This is a genomic window from Acinetobacter sp. YH12095, assembly GCF_013419245.1.
Taxonomy (GTDB): domain Bacteria; phylum Pseudomonadota; class Gammaproteobacteria; order Pseudomonadales; family Moraxellaceae; genus Acinetobacter; species Acinetobacter towneri.
The window spans coordinates 21834-37921 of record NZ_VPAL01000011.1 but is presented as its reverse complement, the minus strand read 5'-3'; the positions used below and the strand labels follow the sequence as shown (position 1 = coordinate 37921).

14 protein-coding genes are annotated in these 16088 nt (G+C 42.2%); 4 read left to right on the top strand and 10 right to left on the bottom strand.

What is annotated here, in order from left to right:
* Positions 1-17: 17 nt before the first annotated feature.
* From FTU35_RS08835 to glnK, 5 genes are all read right to left on the bottom strand, one after another.
* Positions 18-1310: a DNA adenine methylase gene (locus FTU35_RS08835; RefSeq protein ID WP_180064685.1), complete on the bottom strand. Its 1293-nt coding sequence runs from the start codon at positions 1308-1310 to the stop codon at positions 18-20.
* A complete protein-coding gene (gene ribD, locus FTU35_RS08830) occupies positions 1307-2410 on the bottom strand; it encodes a bifunctional diaminohydroxyphosphoribosylaminopyrimidine deaminase/5-amino-6-(5-phosphoribosylamino)uracil reductase RibD (protein WP_180064690.1) in 1104 nt (367 codons plus the stop codon). The genes FTU35_RS08835 and ribD overlap by 4 nt, the downstream gene beginning before the upstream one ends.
* Positions 2411-2446: 36 nt before the next feature.
* Complete coding sequence (gene nrdR / locus FTU35_RS08825; protein WP_004975665.1) at positions 2447-2905, bottom strand: transcriptional regulator NrdR; 459 nt, start codon at positions 2903-2905, stop codon at positions 2447-2449.
* 139 nt (positions 2906-3044) lie between these two features.
* On the bottom strand, positions 3045-4454 hold the full coding sequence (locus FTU35_RS08820; RefSeq protein WP_180064684.1) for an ammonium transporter: 1410 nt from the start codon (positions 4452-4454) through the stop codon (positions 3045-3047).
* Positions 4455-4517: 63 nt separating this feature from the next.
* Positions 4518-4856 carry a P-II family nitrogen regulator gene (glnK, locus tag FTU35_RS08815; RefSeq protein WP_067672810.1) on the bottom strand — a complete coding sequence of 113 codons (339 nt, stop codon included), beginning with the start codon at positions 4854-4856 and terminating at the stop codon, positions 4518-4520.
* Positions 4857-5132: 276 nt separating this feature from the next.
* Here glnK and FTU35_RS08810 point away from each other — a divergent pair, with 276 nt between their 5' ends.
* Positions 5133-5360 carry an accessory factor UbiK family protein gene (locus FTU35_RS08810; RefSeq protein ID WP_096902239.1) on the top strand — a complete coding sequence of 76 codons (228 nt, stop codon included), beginning with the start codon at positions 5133-5135 and terminating at the stop codon, positions 5358-5360.
* A 72-nt stretch (positions 5361-5432) separates the two neighbouring features.
* Positions 5433-6920, top strand: coding sequence for a YifB family Mg chelatase-like AAA ATPase (locus tag FTU35_RS08805; RefSeq protein ID WP_180064683.1), 1488 nt, complete (start codon positions 5433-5435; stop codon positions 6918-6920).
* 118 nt (positions 6921-7038) lie between these two features.
* On the opposite strand, the gene FTU35_RS08800 is transcribed toward FTU35_RS08805, so the two are convergent.
* Complete coding sequence (locus tag FTU35_RS08800) at positions 7039-7794, bottom strand: TorF family putative porin (protein ID WP_373686819.1); 756 nt, start codon at positions 7792-7794, stop codon at positions 7039-7041.
* 1153 nt (positions 7795-8947) lie between these two features.
* Between FTU35_RS08800 and FTU35_RS08795 the strand changes: the two genes are divergently transcribed.
* Complete coding sequence (locus FTU35_RS08795) at positions 8948-10258, top strand: OprD family outer membrane porin (protein ID WP_180064682.1); 1311 nt, start codon at positions 8948-8950, stop codon at positions 10256-10258.
* Positions 10259-10357: 99 nt separating this feature from the next.
* On the opposite strand, the gene ppa is transcribed toward FTU35_RS08795, so the two are convergent.
* Together ppa and FTU35_RS08785 are read right to left on the bottom strand one after the other, a co-directional pair.
* Positions 10358-10894 carry an inorganic diphosphatase gene (gene ppa / locus FTU35_RS08790; protein WP_004975651.1) on the bottom strand — a complete coding sequence of 179 codons (537 nt, stop codon included), beginning with the start codon at positions 10892-10894 and terminating at the stop codon, positions 10358-10360.
* 124 nt (positions 10895-11018) lie between these two features.
* Entirely contained in the window at positions 11019-11417 is a 399-nt protein-coding gene (locus FTU35_RS08785) for an MAPEG family protein (protein ID WP_096902243.1), read from the bottom strand.
* A 104-nt stretch (positions 11418-11521) separates the two neighbouring features.
* Here FTU35_RS08785 and FTU35_RS08780 point away from each other — a divergent pair, with 104 nt between their 5' ends.
* Positions 11522-11902 (top strand): hypothetical protein, encoded by a 381-nt coding sequence (locus FTU35_RS08780; RefSeq protein ID WP_004975646.1) that lies wholly within the window; start codon positions 11522-11524, stop codon positions 11900-11902.
* A gap of 107 nt (positions 11903-12009) precedes the next feature.
* Here FTU35_RS08780 and FTU35_RS08775 read toward each other — a convergent pair whose 3' ends face one another.
* Positions 12010-13686, bottom strand: a complete 1677-nt coding sequence (locus FTU35_RS08775; RefSeq protein ID WP_180044236.1) for an AMP-binding protein — start codon at positions 13684-13686, stop codon at positions 12010-12012.
* A 148-nt stretch (positions 13687-13834) separates the two neighbouring features.
* Positions 13835-16054, bottom strand: coding sequence for a DNA topoisomerase IV subunit A (parC, locus tag FTU35_RS08770; RefSeq protein ID WP_154321156.1), 2220 nt, complete (start codon positions 16052-16054; stop codon positions 13835-13837).
* Between the last annotated feature and the right edge of the window lie 34 nt (positions 16055-16088).

Here is a 16088-nt window from a genome sequence, read left to right as displayed (position 1 = left end):
ACTGAGGATTTGTGGATTTACCACAACGCCAATTGGGTACTCACACCTGAGGTATCTACACCACCCAATTCTGCAAAATGGTAAAGTTGCCCTAACAACTGGCGAATAGGTGGGCCTGACTTGGCATGCGTATCGGTAATCACAATAAATTCCAGCACGCGCGCACGCTCGGACTGACGCTGTTTACTCACGCGATAACGCGGAACATCTTGCGTCAATAACGTCACTCGACCGCGTTTTAAATTGGCTTGCAACAAGTCTGTGGCACTAATATTACCATCGGTAGAATAACTGGTCAGAATAAAACGTGCATTAATGGTGTCCAATAAGGTTTCATACGCCTCTTTGGCGTACTTAGATGAGTTGTATGGACTTGGACGTTCTTTGCGCCATGCACGGTCAATACCACTTTTAAAGCCTTTGGTGTCTGGGGTTGGTAAATCGACCTGATCCCACAAGGTTAAGGCATTTAAGACATGATAGTTACTGCTATAAGCATGTTGATTATACGGTGGGTCTAAATAAGCCACATCCACCTCAAAACCACTCATTTGATGGGCAAGATGCTGTGCATCGACACACCACATTTCTGCAGCAGGTTTATTTGGTTCACCAATGTCACAAAAACGACTTGGCGTGAGCCACAATAATGATTCTATTCGTTCGAGTGCAGTTTGAGTTTTGCCACCCCAGCCGTGGTGGAAGCTTTTAAACACCCCACTGGTATTACTGACAAAACTGGCAGAGTACAACAACGGCGCCAACAATGCCGACATCTCAACATCATCAATGGCACCCTGCGCTTGCCACGTAGCAATTTGCTGACGAATCGCATCTATGCGCATACCGTTACGACGTTTAAAGAATAAACGGTCACGACTTGGGTCATAAATTTCGTCATTGCGCGGGCACAAGTTATGCGTCACCCAGCCTTTGACTTCAGGCAAACGGTTCAAATAATCAATGGCTTTTTGATAGCCACCTAATTCTTTAAACGCAGGTGCTTCAGTGCAGGCCAAAATCGCATGGTTTAAGGCATGGCTGTACGGTTCCCAGTCATTGGCAATCACCCGATAACCATTTTGGCGCGCCAAACGTGATACCACTCCTGAACCTGCAAAAAAATCGGCAAAAATTGGCGCACGACCATTTTTAGGATGCAGCGTTCCTGTCTGTTCAAGTGCTTCTAAAATCAGATGCAGTAAACGGCGTTTATTGCCCAAATAAGGCACTAACTGATGGAATAAGTATTCATCAGTGGTGCGTGCCGCATGGCGACGTTTGTGATAAACCGTTGACTCTGAACTCATAGTGTCTCTTGAGAAGGAATTAACCTAAGGCGCACGTCATCACCCAATTGAGTGACATCGCAAAGTTTAAATCGAAGTTGCTCTGCCATCTGTTCAAATTCTGCATTAAACATGGCACGAGCCGAGCGCCCTAACAATGTAGGTGCCACATAGCTGATCACTTCATCGACCCAACCTTCCTGTAAGAAAGCGGTCGATAAGGTTGCTCCCGCTTCAACCAATACATCATAAATTTGATGTTGCTGTACCAATTGGGCAAGTAAGGTGGCTAAAGGTTGCGGTTCCAATTGTAACACGCCCAAAGCAGCCAACTCTGCACGATACGGTCCCATCACCATCACCGTTTCAGGCTGCTGCAAAATTTGTGCGCTCAAAGGCAAACGACCTTGGCGATCTAAAATAATCCGTTTAGGTTGTACTACGCTGTGGATGTCATCTACACCCTCTAAATGGCGTACATTAAGCAGACAGTCATCGGCCAGTACCGTGTCGATCCCCGTTAATACTGCAGCAGAAATTGCCCGCCAATGCTGCACATCGGCACGGGCAGCCGTGCCTGTGATCCACTTGGACTCACCTGAAGCCATTGCCGTGCGACCATCTAAACTCGAAGCTACTTTTAAACGCACATAGGGCACGCCCGTAGCCATGGCTTTTAAAAAGCCTAAATTTAACTGACGCGCTTCGGCTTCTGCCACACCGACATCAACCTGAATACCCGCATCTTTTAAAATTTGAACGCCCTTACCTGCCACCAATGGATTTGGATCTGGACAAGCGACTACCACTTTGACCACGCCTGCATCGACCAACGCTTTGGCACAAGGTGGCGTGCGTCCATAGTGCGCACACGGCTCCAAAGTTACATAGGCAGTTGCACCACGTGCCTGTTCACCCGCTTGACGCAAAGCAAACACTTCAGCATGCGGTTGTCCTGCACGCGGATGATGCCCTTCGCCCAATAATTGTGCATCTTTAACTATCACACAGCCGACATTTGGATTAGGTTTGGTGCTGTATTGCCCCAAACGTGCCAACTCAATCGCACGACGCATCCAAAAAAGATCATTGGGAGGTAAATTGGAAGTGAATTCAGTCATATTCAGATGTTGTGTGCTTTTTGCTGACATGAGAATTTATTGCTCACGTAACTGCATTTGTTCAATTTGACGGCGAAACGCTTCGACATCCTGAAAGTCCTGATACACTGAAGCAAAACGCACATACGCCACGTGATCCAATGCAAATAAAGCCTGCATCACAATTTCACCAATGGTACGTGATTTCACATCACGCTCACCCAAACGGCGAATTTGTAATTGAATGTCGCTGAGTACCGTTTCTATTTGCTCTTGGGTCACAGGACGCTTTTGTAAAGCATGCATCAATGAACGACGCAGCTTGGCCTCATCGAAGGGCTCACTTTTCCCATCCGATTTAATCACACGTGGCATGACGACTTCATAACTTTCAAAAGTGGTGAAGCGTTCACCACAGCCAATACACTCGCGACGTCGGCGAATTTGACAGCCTTCTGCCGCCAAACGTGAGTCAATCACTTTACTGTCTGCAGCGTTGCAAAATGGACAATGCATAGCGGTTAAATTGCACAAATTTGAATGAAAATGCAGTGTAGCAAAATTTCTCAACTTTGTAGAGTTTTACGCAATATATAGAAAAAAAACAGCCCCAAAGGGCTGTTTTACACAATATATTGATTATGTGCTGTGTGGATTATTCGACACGCTCACCATGTTGGCTTAAGTCAAGTCCCATACGCTCATCTTCTGCAGCCACACGAATACCGATTGTTAGATCAATTACTTTTAAGATGATGAAAGTCAGTACAGCAGAGTAAGCAATGGTCGCTAACACACCTTCAACTTGCACCCAAACTTGGCTCATTAGGTTGCTTGGTGCAGCATCGCCCATAATAAACTCGCTGGCAAAAAAGGCGGTTAAAATTGCACCAACAATACCACCTACACCATGTAGTCCAAAGGCATCTAAAGAGTCATCGGCTTTCAGGGCGCGTTTTAAGGCAGTAATCCCCCAGAAACAGACCACACCACCAATTAAACCCATCGCTAATGCACCACCAACAGTCACAAAACCTGCTGCTGGAGTAATCACCACCAAACCTGCAACAGCACCCGATGCAGCACCTAATACCGAACCTTTACCACGTACCAGTTTTTCAACAACAAGCCATGCGATTGCTGCGGCTGCGGCTGCCACTTGAGTCACAACTAAGGCATAACCCGCTGCACCATTCGCGCCTAAAGCAGAACCACCGTTGAAACCAAACCAGCCCACCCAGAGTAAACTGGCACCCAGTACAGTCAAAGTCAGGTTATGCGGAGCCATAGATTCACGGCCCAAGCCCATACGTTTGCCCAACATGTATGCAGCAACCAAACCTGCAACACCCGAGTTAATATGAACAACAGTACCACCAGCAAAATCAAGTGCACCATCATTGCCTAACCAACCACCACCCCATACCCAGTGGGTAATTGGTGCATAGACCACGACCACCCAGATCGCGATAAAGGCAACAAAGGCACCAAACTTCATTCGTTCTGCAATTGAACCACTGATAATTGCCACAGTAATAATGGCAAAGGTCATTTGGAATATCACAAATAGAATTTCAGGAATACTGCCACTGAGCGCATCGGTACCAATGCCCGCCAGCATGACTTTGTCTAGACCACCAATAAAGGCATTACCTTCACCAAAAGCCAAACTATAGCCCACTGCCACCCAGGCAATACTGACCACGGCTGCTGCTACAAAGCTATAGGCCATAGTATTGAGTACGTTTTTCTTGCGTACCATACCGCCATAAAACAGTGCCAAACCAGGAATGGTCATGAGTAAAACTAAAGCAGTCGAAACTAAAATCCAAGCGGTATCGCCTGTATCTAATACAGCTTCTGGTTCAGCAGCTTCGGGCGTGCTGACTTCTGCTACAGCTGCAACTTCTGTTGCATTTGGTGTTTCGATAGGAGATGTTTCGGCAGTTTCAAGCACTGCAACATCTGAAGTTGGTGCGGTGGCTGTTACGGCTTCTTCAGCCCAAGCAACAGAACCACCAAGAAGTGCGCCTGATAGACTCAGCGCGAGTAGCATTTTTTTCATTTGTGTCCCCCGACCTTTGTTTTTGTGAGTTATTAGGTACTCAGCAAACTTCGTGCCATTTTCTTAAACAGCGTCTGCACCCGTTTCACCTGTACGAATACGGATGACTTGTTCGAGGTTAGTAACAAAGATTTTGCCATCACCAATCTTGCCTGTACTAGCAACACGAGTGATTGACTCAATCACCGATTCCACCATTTCATCGCTAATTGCGATTTCAATTTTAACTTTAGGCAAGAAGTCAACGACGTATTCAGCGCCACGATAAAGTTCGGTGTGACCTTTTTGGCGACCGAAGCCTTTGACTTCTGTTACGGTGATCCCTTGAACACCAATTTCAGATAATGCTTCACGCACATCATCTAATTTAAAGGGTTTTACAATTGCAGTTACGAGCTTCATGTGTGTTTTCCTTCGGCTTAATTCACCAGTAAGGTTTTATGTTCAAATTCCATGCCAAAGTTCTAAGGTCGGGGGAAATTAGAAACCGTGACATGAGTTTTCTTTATACCTTATTTTATACATTTATATGGTTGTGATCTTCAAAAAATAGACATATTTACTAGAAGATTTACGATTTTACTCATCGAATAAATCCATATTTCGTCTGAAATGCTATAGTCTATTCAAGACCAGTGCTACACTGCCTCCATTTTCTCCATCTTTGTGGAAACAACAATGATTGAAACTTTATTACAAGCCATTTTGGAACAAGTTGAACAACCTAAAAAAGATTTAGAACATAATTTACGTGCTTTGCTCAATGAAGCGGTCACCAAAATGGATTTGGTCTCGCAAGATGAGCTAGACCGCCAACGTACTGCGCTTAATAATGCCAACTTACGTTTAAATGAATTGTTAAAACAGGTTGAAGCACTGGAACAGAAAATTCAACTCAAAAAATAAGCACCAATTGAGTGCATAAAAACAAAAAACAAACATTATAAAAATAACGCACCAAAACGGATCATCATAAAAATGTCTTTTGCCAAAGTGTATACGCGGGGGCTGCTCGGCTTGCACGCCCCTGCAATTGAAGTTGAAGTCCATCTGAGTCAAGGTTTACCTTCTTTAACCATTGTCGGTCTAGCCGAAGCTGCCGTGCGTGAAAGTAAAGATCGGGTACGCTCTGCCATTATTAATAGTGGTTTTCAATTTCCGACCAAACGTCTGACCATTAATTTAGCACCTGCCGACTTGCCCAAAGATGGTTCGCGTTTGGACTTAGCCATTGCTTTAGGCATTTTAATTGCTTCGGGACAATTGCCCGAACAAAGCACTGAAGGTTTAGAGTTTATTGGAGAATTGGCTTTAGATGGTCAATTGCGCCCCACCACAGGCACACTCAGTATTGCGATTGCCTGCCAACAGGCACAGCATTGTTTGGTTTTACCTGAACAAAATGCACAAGAAGCTGCTCAATTGCCTGACTTTGAAGTCTTTGCCGCCACACATTTAAAACAAGTTTGCGAACATTTGGCACAAAGCCAGCCTTTAGATAAAGTCACCGCAATTGCCCAGCCACAGTTATCTCATTCCGCATTTGATTTAGTCGATGTTAAAGGACAATTGCGCCCACGACGTGCTTTGGAAATAGCAGCTGCTGGTGGACATTCATTGCTATTCAAAGGCCCACCCGGTACAGGTAAAACCTTACTGGCATCCCGACTTTCCAGTATTTTACCGCCATTGAATATGCAGGAAAATTTAGAGGTCGCCAGCATCTATTCTGTGGCGGATAGCCCGCATACGTTTGGACAGCGCCCTTTTCGCGCCCCACATCATACCGCTTCTGCTGTAGCCTTGGTCGGTGGAGGCTCATATCCCAAACCTGGTGAAATTACCTTGGCGCATTTAGGCGTTTTATTTTTAGATGAATTACCTGAATTTGATAAAAAAGTGTTAGAAGTGCTGCGCCAACCTTTAGAGTCCAAAGAAATTGTGATCTCCCGCGCTTCTCGGCAAATTACCTTTCCAGCCAACTTTCAACTAATTGCCGCCATGAATCCCTGTCCTTGTGGTTATGCTTTTAATCAGGATGTGCGCTGCCAATGTTCTGCAGAAAGTATTAAACGCTATCAAAACCGTATTTCAGGACCGTTGTTGGATCGTATCGACTTACACATTGATGTACCACCTCTGCAAGCACATGAATTACAGGATACCCGACCAGTGGAAAATTCTGAAACCGTGCGAAGCCGTGTCATTCAAGCATATACACGACAATTGCAACGCCAAGAGTGTTTAAACATGGCGCTCAGTCCCAAACAATTAGAACTATTTGCACACTTAGATAATACTGCCCAAAATATTTTAGCCATTGCGCAGCAGCGTTTGAACTTATCGGCGCGTGCGTATCATCGGGTGTTACGGGTGGCACGCACCATTGCAGATTTAGCCCAAAGTGAACAGATTCAAAGTCCACATTTGAGTGAAGCGCTGTCTTATCGTGCCCATGAAGCCTGATTGAAAGTCTAAGAGATGAAAAAAAGCCCATTGCCATGCCTGACAATGGGCGAGTTGTTTTTATTGTTTTAAGTTTCACTCCAAACTGAAGCTTTTATTTATCGTCCTAGCCCTATCTTTAGAAGGCTTTAGTTAAAGTAAATACAGCTCCTGTTTCAACGCCACGCTTTGCCGCATGCGAAAAACCATCGGTATCAATATCAGTTCCTACAGCAGCCAATTCACCAGATAAACCTTCAACTGAAGCAAAGTTATAGCTTACACCGACTTTCCAATCTACATAGCTGTCTTTTCCACCGCCAAAATCAAAGTCATCTGCTTGGGTGTAACCTAATCCAGCAACCCCAGAAAAGCCGGTACTTCCAATGGGTGCGGTATAAGTGGCATTGAAATACCAAGCATCGGTGTCACCACCTAAGAAATCATTACTGTAGTTAATGGCTGTTAATAAGCTGGCATCTTTAAACAAAACATCACTAAAACCTAATTTTGCATAAGCTTCGAGCCAGTTTAAATCGCTCTCACTTGGGTAGGCGTAATACCAAAAACCCACGTCTAATAATGGCTTGCTGGCAAAACTGTCTAAAGTAGTGGCATAACCCAAATAAGGGTCAAGTTCTAAATGCGCTGTGCCACCAAAATCGACATTGGAACCCCACACACCAGCATAAAGGCCTGAATCATGGCTCAACGCAAAACCCGCTTGCACCGCAGGATCACTCATTGTTTGTGTCATGCCACGAAAACGATAATCACTGGTCATTGCCGCAGTACCACTAAAAGACAATGCTGAAGTTGATTCTGATGCCATGCTTAGACCAGATGCTGCCATCATCGCTGCTGCAAAAAGTGTTTTAAATCCCATGTTCATGATTTTCCCCCTGCATCTGATGAGATGCTTGTGTCTATTGTTGTTTAACTCACATGGAGGATTGCAAACCGTGTGCCAACATTCAAAAAAACAAGATTTTCCATACTCAGAATAGGCTCACAACCACATCTAAATGATTGTTATTTATATTTATTTTTAAATTAATAAATTTCTTATTTTCATCGCTATGGTCTACAACTCACTTTTGTTCATTCTTTTTACATAGATGTATAAGTCATATTTACCGTGTAAATACAGAATACATTGCAACATTTTTGATGTACCTGACTTAGAACTCAAATTTAAACTGCCTAAAAAAGTGCAATAACATTTATTCGCACATCTTTGCATATACTAAAAACTGGGACAAAGTCATTACTCATATGCTTACAGCCCCTTTCCCATTAAGGGCGAACAGCATGTTTGGCCTAGAAAAATATTGTTTGAATACGAATAATTTTTTTGCACCAAGAACATGCATATCATTCAAATTGTTAAACCGAATAGCCAATGTGAGATTTCAGCAGCATTGTGACAGGCCGATGCAATATCTTCTGAAGTTATTACACTTAAAAATTTAGCAAAAAGAGAAATGCTTACTGGGTCAAATTCATCAAAAACAGCACAAATAAAACACCGTATTTCACATGAAACACCTCATAGCTAAAAACTATTAGTTACCCCACCAACACCATTCTATTTTTTATACTTTTAGTTCAAATAAAAACCAAAATATACAACCTTATCTATTCTTAAATTTAAAACCGCACTTTTGAAGAAATACTTAACAAGATGAAATAAACATAAAATTTTAGGTTTTTACTTACTTATTTCGCCATAAACTATTAACTTAAACTGCTGAAATATTAAACAAAGATGATTTTATGGCTAAAATTTACAAAAAACTTAAAGCATTGCTCCCAAGTCATCCATTCTAGCTGTTCAGCTCATTTAAAATTATGTTTTTATTTTTACTAGAAATTAAAATAATTATTCAACTTTTGAAAAGTCGATATTTTTAATGACCCCACAGTTTATCGAAAAAATGCTTAACTTTAGTGTCATAAGTGCTTTAAAAGTGATATTTTCGCGCATAAATAGCGATACAATTCGCCTACGTTTCAACTACACATTTACTGCATGAGGCCATCTCCCAATGCTGCAATCTAAAAAATTAACACTTGCGTTGCTGATCAACGCAGCGCTTGTTTCAACTGCATTTGCTAGCGAACAAAGTGAATCTAAAGGCTTTGTAGAAGACGCAAACGGTTCGGTTTTATTCCGTACAGGTTATTTGAATCGTGATAAAAAAGATGGACTAACAAACGACACAAGCTCTGCAGCTCAAACAGCAATTATCAATCTAGATTCTGGCTTTACTAAAGGTATTGTTGGTTTTGGTGCAGGTATCATTGGTGATGCTTCATTCAAACTAGGTGAAAACAAAAATACTGGCAACCAAATGATTCCAGTCCACAACGATGGTTCTGCTTATGACCACTGGGCACGTGGTGGTGCTTATGTAAAAGCACGCGTATCAAATACAACAGCTAAATATGGTACGCAAGTATCTGAAATACCAGTAATTGCAAGCAATACAGCACGCTTAACACCTGAATACTACACTGGTCTTTATATTGAAAGTAACGAAATTAAAGACTTGACGTTAATTGGTGGTAAATTTACTAAAAACCAATGGTCAAATGACATCAGCTCAGACCAACAAGGTTTGGATAGTGCTATTTTCTGGGGTGCAAAATACAAATTTAACGACCAAGTTAATGCCTCTTATTATGGGGTAGATGTTAAAGATAAATTAGAACGCCACTATGCCAATGCAAATTACAACTTTGCTGTACCTAACGATGCAAATGTAACCTTAGATGCTGTGGCTTATAACACACAGTGGGAAGCTGGTGCAGCCACAGGTTCACATACTACAGATAACCTTGCAGACCGTGAAAACACTATTTGGGGAGTTTCGGCAACCTATAATAAAGATGCTCACAATGTAATGCTGGCTTATCAAGATAATGCTGGCAATACAGGTTACGACTATGCATACAATGCAGATGGTCTACAAAGTATTTATGTACCAAATTCATACTTATCTGATTTCAACGGCAATGATGAAAAATCAGTTGGCTTGCAATATAACTACAACTTTAAAAACCACGGTTTACCTGGCTTGAACTGGACAAGTGCATTTGTTTACGGTTGGGATATTGATGTTGCGGATCGCAACAATCGAACTGAAATTATTGATCAAGCTGAAGAACATGAATTTTTCAACCAAGTGAAATACACCGTTCAATCTGGTGCATTTAAAGATGCGAGCTTACGCTTACGCTACTCTTACTTGCGTTCAAGTAGTAGCTACAATAACCAAAAAGTGAATAACAGCGAAGGTATTGGCTCAACTAATGAATGGCGTATCTGGTTAGATATTCCTGCGAAATTATTCTAATTTCTCGGAATAGCCAACCCAATAAAAAACCTGCACATATTCTGTGCAGGTTTTTTATATTTTAGCTTTCATGTGAAAGCTAAATAGACTGCGCGCAAATTATGGATTTGCAGCTTTGTAGCCTTCAATTGAGTTCAATACTTCTTGTTTCGCAACATCAGCACCTTCCCAACCACTTAACTTCACCCATTTGCCTGGCTCTAAGTCTTTATAGTGCTGGAAGAAGTGTTCAATTTGGCTGATCAATAATGGTGGAAGATCCGTATATTCTTGAACATCTTTATAAATTGGGGTTAATTTTTCGTGCGGAACGGCAACCAATTTCGCATCAATACCACCGTCATCTTCCATGTTCAATTTACCCACTGGGCGGCAACGAATCACAGAACCTGGCTCTACTGGGTGCGGGGTCACAACCAATACGTCTAGCGGATCACCATCCAATGAAAGTGTATTTGGCACATAACCGTAGTTCGCTGGATAGAACATTGCTGTACCCATGAAACGGTCTACAAATAATGCATCAGAATCTTTGTCAATTTCGTATTTGATTGGCGCTGCATTGGCAGGAATTTCAATGATCACATAGATGTCATTTGGTGCATCTTTACCCGCAGGGATATTGCTGTAGCTCATAGCATCACTCTTAAACAAGTTAAATCTTTTTAAAACCGCGTCAATTATAACGGTTTTCTGTCCTGAATTACTGCGCGATTATACATCTGCAAGGCAAAAATACATATTTTCAGACATGACTTGATCAGGTCAGTTTAATCACCATCAGCAAAATACAAATTGGACAAAGTAAAGACAGCATCCAAACAATTGAACGCAACGTCGCCCAATTGGCTAAATAACAAATTCCATAAATAATGCGCAGCACAATATAAGCAATACCAAACATCATCACCACCACTTGTGGGATGACCATATATTCCGCCATGAGCACTGCAGCAATAAATAAAGGCAGGCTTTCAAAACTGTTTTGCTGTACGGCGTTAGCACGTGCAGCAAAACCTGTGGTTTTGGCTAAAAATTCACGTGGATTTTGGTTATCTTCACGTTTAAAACCACCTGCCATTTTTGCGACAACAGCAAAGACATACGGCAATAAGCAAGCAATTATAATTAGATAAACAATTCCACTTATGCTTTGCATCAATTTTTTCTCATAAACTGTATTGAGAACTTATCATAACATGGCATTTCTTGAATAAATTTTGTTAAATAGCATGTTTTAAGCAATTGTATAAAGGATCCATTATGGTCAGCCCAGATCAAAAGGAAATGTTAGATGTACTTGAAAAGCAGCGCCAACATCAACTGCGAGTGGATCGTGTTTTAAAAATTGTGTTGCCTATTGTGGCATTTTTATTGATGGTGATTTGCGCCAACATGAACGTATGGTCGACCATTTTTACCTTCGTTGTACTTTGGGTGGCGTTTTATGCGGTGGGGATTAAGCGTTTACCGTTATGGCACTGGATTATCGTGATTGTGGTGTACTGCTTAATTGATAATATTTTAAGTTATGGCAGTTTTAATCAATCAGGTTTTAGTCGCCAATTTGGTGCGATGTTTATTTTCTTGGGTATTGTGGGTGTTGGGCGTCGCTACTTTGACCGTTGGTTGATGAAAGAATAAGGTCTGGTGACACTTCGTCTGTATTGAACAAGAAGCTATCTATTTTTATAAGCATATAAAAAACGCCCCTGAGTTTTCAGAGGCGTTTTTGTTCAAAGCAGCATGAATTACGCTGTTTTACGCAAATCTTTACGCAAGATTTTACCTACGTTCGATTTTGGCAATTCATCCATAAACTCCACATAACGCGGGCGTTTATAGCCAGTTAAGTTCTCTTTAGCGAATGCTAATACTTCTTCTGTGGTTAATGATGGATCTTTTTTCACCACAAACAGTTTTGGCACTTCACCTGATTTTTCATCTGGTACACCAATGGCTGCCACTTCCAATACTTTCGGATGCTTCGCAATCACTTCTTCAATTTCAGATGGATATACGTTAAAGCCTGATACCAAAATCATGTCTTTTTTACGGTCTACAATTTTCACATAGCCACGTGAATCCATGACACCAATGTCACCTGTACGGAAGAAACCATTAATCATCACTTTATCGGTTTCATCTGGACGGTTCCAATAGCCTTTCATGACTTGTGGACCACGGATTGAAATTTCACCTTGCTCACCCAGTGCAACTTCATTGCCGTCATCATCCAAAATAGCCACTTCAGTTAATGGCAATGGAATACCAATGGTACCACTAAATTCGTCAGATGCAGGCGGGTTTGCCGTTGCAACTGGTGAAGTTTCAGACAAGCCATAACCTTCAATAATGTTGGTGCCTGTCACTTTTTTCCATGCTTCAGCAGTCGATGGTAATACGGCCATACCACCACCCATCGCCATTTTCAATTTGCTGTGATCAAGCTGTTTAAACTCTTCATTGTTCACGAGCGCATTGAATAAAGTATTCACCGCAGGGAAGAAAGTTGGTTGATATTTGCGTAATTCTTTCATCACCGCAGGTAAGTCACGCGGGTTTGGAATTAAGACGTTTGCCTGACCTTTGTACATGCCGTAAAGCGCACACACCATGAATGCAAAGATGTGATACAGCGGCAATGCACAGAAAATACGGTCATCTGGCTGACCATCTTGTGCACCGAATTTACTCTGGAAAATACCATCACATTGCAGCATGTTTGCCACAAGGTTGCGGTGTGTTAATTCTGCACCCTTAGATACACCTGTTGTACCACCCGTGTATTGCAACACAGCCGTATCACTTAAAGTTAAGCTTGGGCGTTTGTAGTTGCTTGGGCTTACTTTAGACATTGCTGCGTTAAATTTAACGTGACCCGGAATGTTCCATGCAGGAATTTGCTTACGCACTGAACGTAAAACAAAATTCACCAACGTGCCTTTTAATGCACCTAGCATATCGCCCACAGAAGCAACAACAACATGCTTCACAGGAGTTTTACCAATAATCGCCTGATAAACGGATGCAAAGTTTTCAATAATGACTAAAACTTCAGAACCAGAGTCATTTAATTGATGCTCTAACTCACGTGAAGTATAAAGTGGGTTCACGTTCACCAATACTAAACCTGCGCGGAACACCCCCAGTGCAACCACAGGATATTGAAGTACGTTCGGCATCATCACCGCAACACGCGAGCCCGGTGCCAAACCTAAACTTTGTAAATAAGTTGCAAATTTACGGCTAGCTTCTTCTAGTTCACTAAAGCTTAAAACCTTATCCATAAAGATAAAGGCATCACGTGAACCAAATTTTTGGAAATTACGTTCAAAAATGTCTACGAGTGACGTATTTTCTGCAGGCAGTTCTACAGTTTCTGGAATCCCTGTCTTTTGGTATTCAGCAAACCAAATCTTTTCCATAATGCCAATTTCTCCAATCAATAATCCTTAGTTTTAAACTGTTTTTCTCAATACAGGACGTCGTTGTTTGCTTGTTTATGTCCCGTATTGCATCCATTTTCACGAATACAAACCATATATAACGTATTTTGCTTAAAAAACGCTAGTATTATCTTTGAATTAACAGTTTATTTGCTTTTTGGTAACCGCGTGGTAAGAGCTGACCTTTCGTGCCGCGCTTGGCCACATACTTCAGCAAATCGTCACCTTTGAGTTTGAGTTGTTGCTGTCCTGCAAATACTTGAATTGCTTCATCTAAACTTAAAGGTAACATAGACACCAACTGATCTTTTTCCTCAAGTTGTATCAATTTATTACCTTTACCTTTATTCAAAATTGGCAATTCTGACAGCTCAATCACCAGTAAACGCCCTGCTGAACTGAGCAGTGCAACATGACTCGCGTGTTCAATCATTTGCAAGTTCATCACTGTCGATTGTTCGGGCAAAGACAGGAATGCTTTACCTGCTTTGGCATTGGTATCTAGCTGTTTGGCCTGTGTTTTAAAGCCGTAACCTTTACTGCTGGCTGCTAAAATTTCAGCTTCATCATCGGCAATCAGCAATTGTTTAAAGCCAACGCCACTGGCAGGGGCAAGTTTTGAACTTAATGGTTCTCCCAAGCCACGTGCCGAAGGCAAGCTATTAATTGGCAACGCATAACTGCGTCCCGTATCATCTAAAATATAAACGCGCTGATTAGACTTGCCTTGCGCATGACTGAGATATTGATCACCTGCACGGAAGTTTAGATTTTCCGCATCGACCTCATGCCCTTTGGCACAACGAATCCAGCCTGCTTCAGACAACACCACCGTTACAGGGTCGGCAGGTAGCATATCTTGTTCATTAATCGCAGTCGCTTCGGCACGCAATACAATTGGTGAACGACGATCATCACCAAACTTTTTCGCGTCTTCTTTCAACTCACTGATAATTAAATTTTTCAATGATTCAGGATTCGCCAATTGTTCACGAATAATGGCAGCGCGTGCTTCTAATTCTTCTTGTTCACGACGAATTTCCATTTCTTCAAGCTTAGCCAAATGACGCAGCTTTAATTCCAAAATGGCTTCAGCCTGAATTTCATCAATACCAAAATGCGCCATCAACTCGGCTTTAGGATGATCTTCTTCACGAATAATCCGAATCACGGTATCAATATCTAAATAGGCAATCAGCAAACCTGCCAAAATGTGCAATCGCTTTTCGATTTTATTGAGATGATATTGCAAACGGCGTGTGACGGTATTTTTTCGAATCTCAATCCATTCCAGCAAAATACGACGAATCGATTTCACCTGCGGACGACCATCTGCGCCAATCATGTTCATATTGACACGATAGCTCGATTCCAAGTCAGTTGTGGCAAATAAGTGACTCATCACTGCTTCGGCATCAATACGGTTGGAACGCAGTACAATCACCAAACGGGTTGGGTTTTGATGGTCAGATTCATCACGCACATCGCTCACCAACGGCAGTTTTTTCGCCTGCATCTGATCAGCAATTTGGGTAATGATTTTTGAACCCGAAACCTGATACGGCAATTCGGTAATTACGATTTCATTTTTTTCGATGCTGTACACCGCACGCATACGGTAACTACCACGACCTGTACTTTGCATTTTCAGCAATTCTTCAGGCGGGGTAATAATTTCAGCTTTGGTAGGTAAATCTGGTGCAGGAATATATTCTGCAACTTTTTCGTCGGTTAAATTTGGGTTACGAATCAGGGCAATTGTGCCTTTCACCACTTCACGCAAGTTATGCGGTGGAATATCGGTCGCCATTCCCACGGCAATACCTGTGGTGCCGTTAAGCAAAATATTCGGTACACGCGCAGGCAAATTGACAGGTTCTTTTAATGAGCCATCAAAGTTATCTTGCCAATCACAAGTACCTTGCCCCAATTCCGCCAAAAGTACTTCACTATATTGCGATAGTTTGGCTTCGGTATAACGCATGGCGGCAAAGGATTTAGGATCATCGGGTGACCCCCAGTTGCCCTGCCCTTCAATAAATGGGTAACGATAACTGAACGGCTGCGCCATCAACACCATGGCTTCATAACAAGCATAATCACCATGCGGATGGTATTTACCCAATACATCCCCCACGGTACGTGCCGATTTTTTCGGTTTGCCGCTGTGCTTGAGTCCAAGCTCACTCATGGCGTACACAATACGGCGTTGTACAGGTTTCAAACCATCGCTGATATGGGGTAATGCACGATCCATAATCACGTACATGGCATAGTTAAGGTATGCACGTTCAGTAAATTCTGCTACGGAACGGTTTTCTGTTGCATGATGCGCAAGGCTTGTCATAAAACCTGTCGTCCTAAATCATTTGTTTTTGTAT

Bases quoted from the DNA above. Each gene is read 5' to 3' on its own strand.
- nrdR (WP_004975665.1), bottom strand. From the start codon at position 2,905: ATGCATTGTCCATTTTGCAACGCTGCAGACAGTAAAGTGATTGACTCA.
- ribD (WP_180064690.1), bottom strand. From the start codon at position 2,410: ATGACTGAATTCACTTCCAATTTACCTCCCAATGATCTTTTTTGGATG.
- ppa (WP_004975651.1), bottom strand. From the start codon at position 10,894: ATGAGCTACAGCAATATCCCTGCGGGTAAAGATGCACCAAATGACATC.
- FTU35_RS08775 (WP_180044236.1), bottom strand. From the start codon at position 13,686: ATGGAAAAGATTTGGTTTGCTGAATACCAAAAGACAGGGATTCCAGAA.
- FTU35_RS08805 (WP_180064683.1), top strand. From the start codon at position 5,433: ATGTCTTTTGCCAAAGTGTATACGCGGGGGCTGCTCGGCTTGCACGCC.
- FTU35_RS08795 (WP_180064682.1), top strand. From the start codon at position 8,948: ATGCTGCAATCTAAAAAATTAACACTTGCGTTGCTGATCAACGCAGCG.
- parC (WP_154321156.1), bottom strand. From the start codon at position 16,054: ATGACAAGCCTTGCGCATCATGCAACAGAAAACCGTTCCGTAGCAGAA.
- glnK (WP_067672810.1), bottom strand. From the start codon at position 4,856: ATGAAGCTCGTAACTGCAATTGTAAAACCCTTTAAATTAGATGATGTG.
- FTU35_RS08780 (WP_004975646.1), top strand. From the start codon at position 11,522: ATGGTCAGCCCAGATCAAAAGGAAATGTTAGATGTACTTGAAAAGCAG.
- FTU35_RS08810 (WP_096902239.1), top strand. From the start codon at position 5,133: ATGATTGAAACTTTATTACAAGCCATTTTGGAACAAGTTGAACAACCT.
- FTU35_RS08835 (WP_180064685.1), bottom strand. From the start codon at position 1,310: ATGAGTTCAGAGTCAACGGTTTATCACAAACGTCGCCATGCGGCACGC.
- FTU35_RS08820 (WP_180064684.1), bottom strand. From the start codon at position 4,454: ATGAAAAAAATGCTACTCGCGCTGAGTCTATCAGGCGCACTTCTTGGT.
- FTU35_RS08785 (WP_096902243.1), bottom strand. From the start codon at position 11,417: ATGCAAAGCATAAGTGGAATTGTTTATCTAATTATAATTGCTTGCTTA.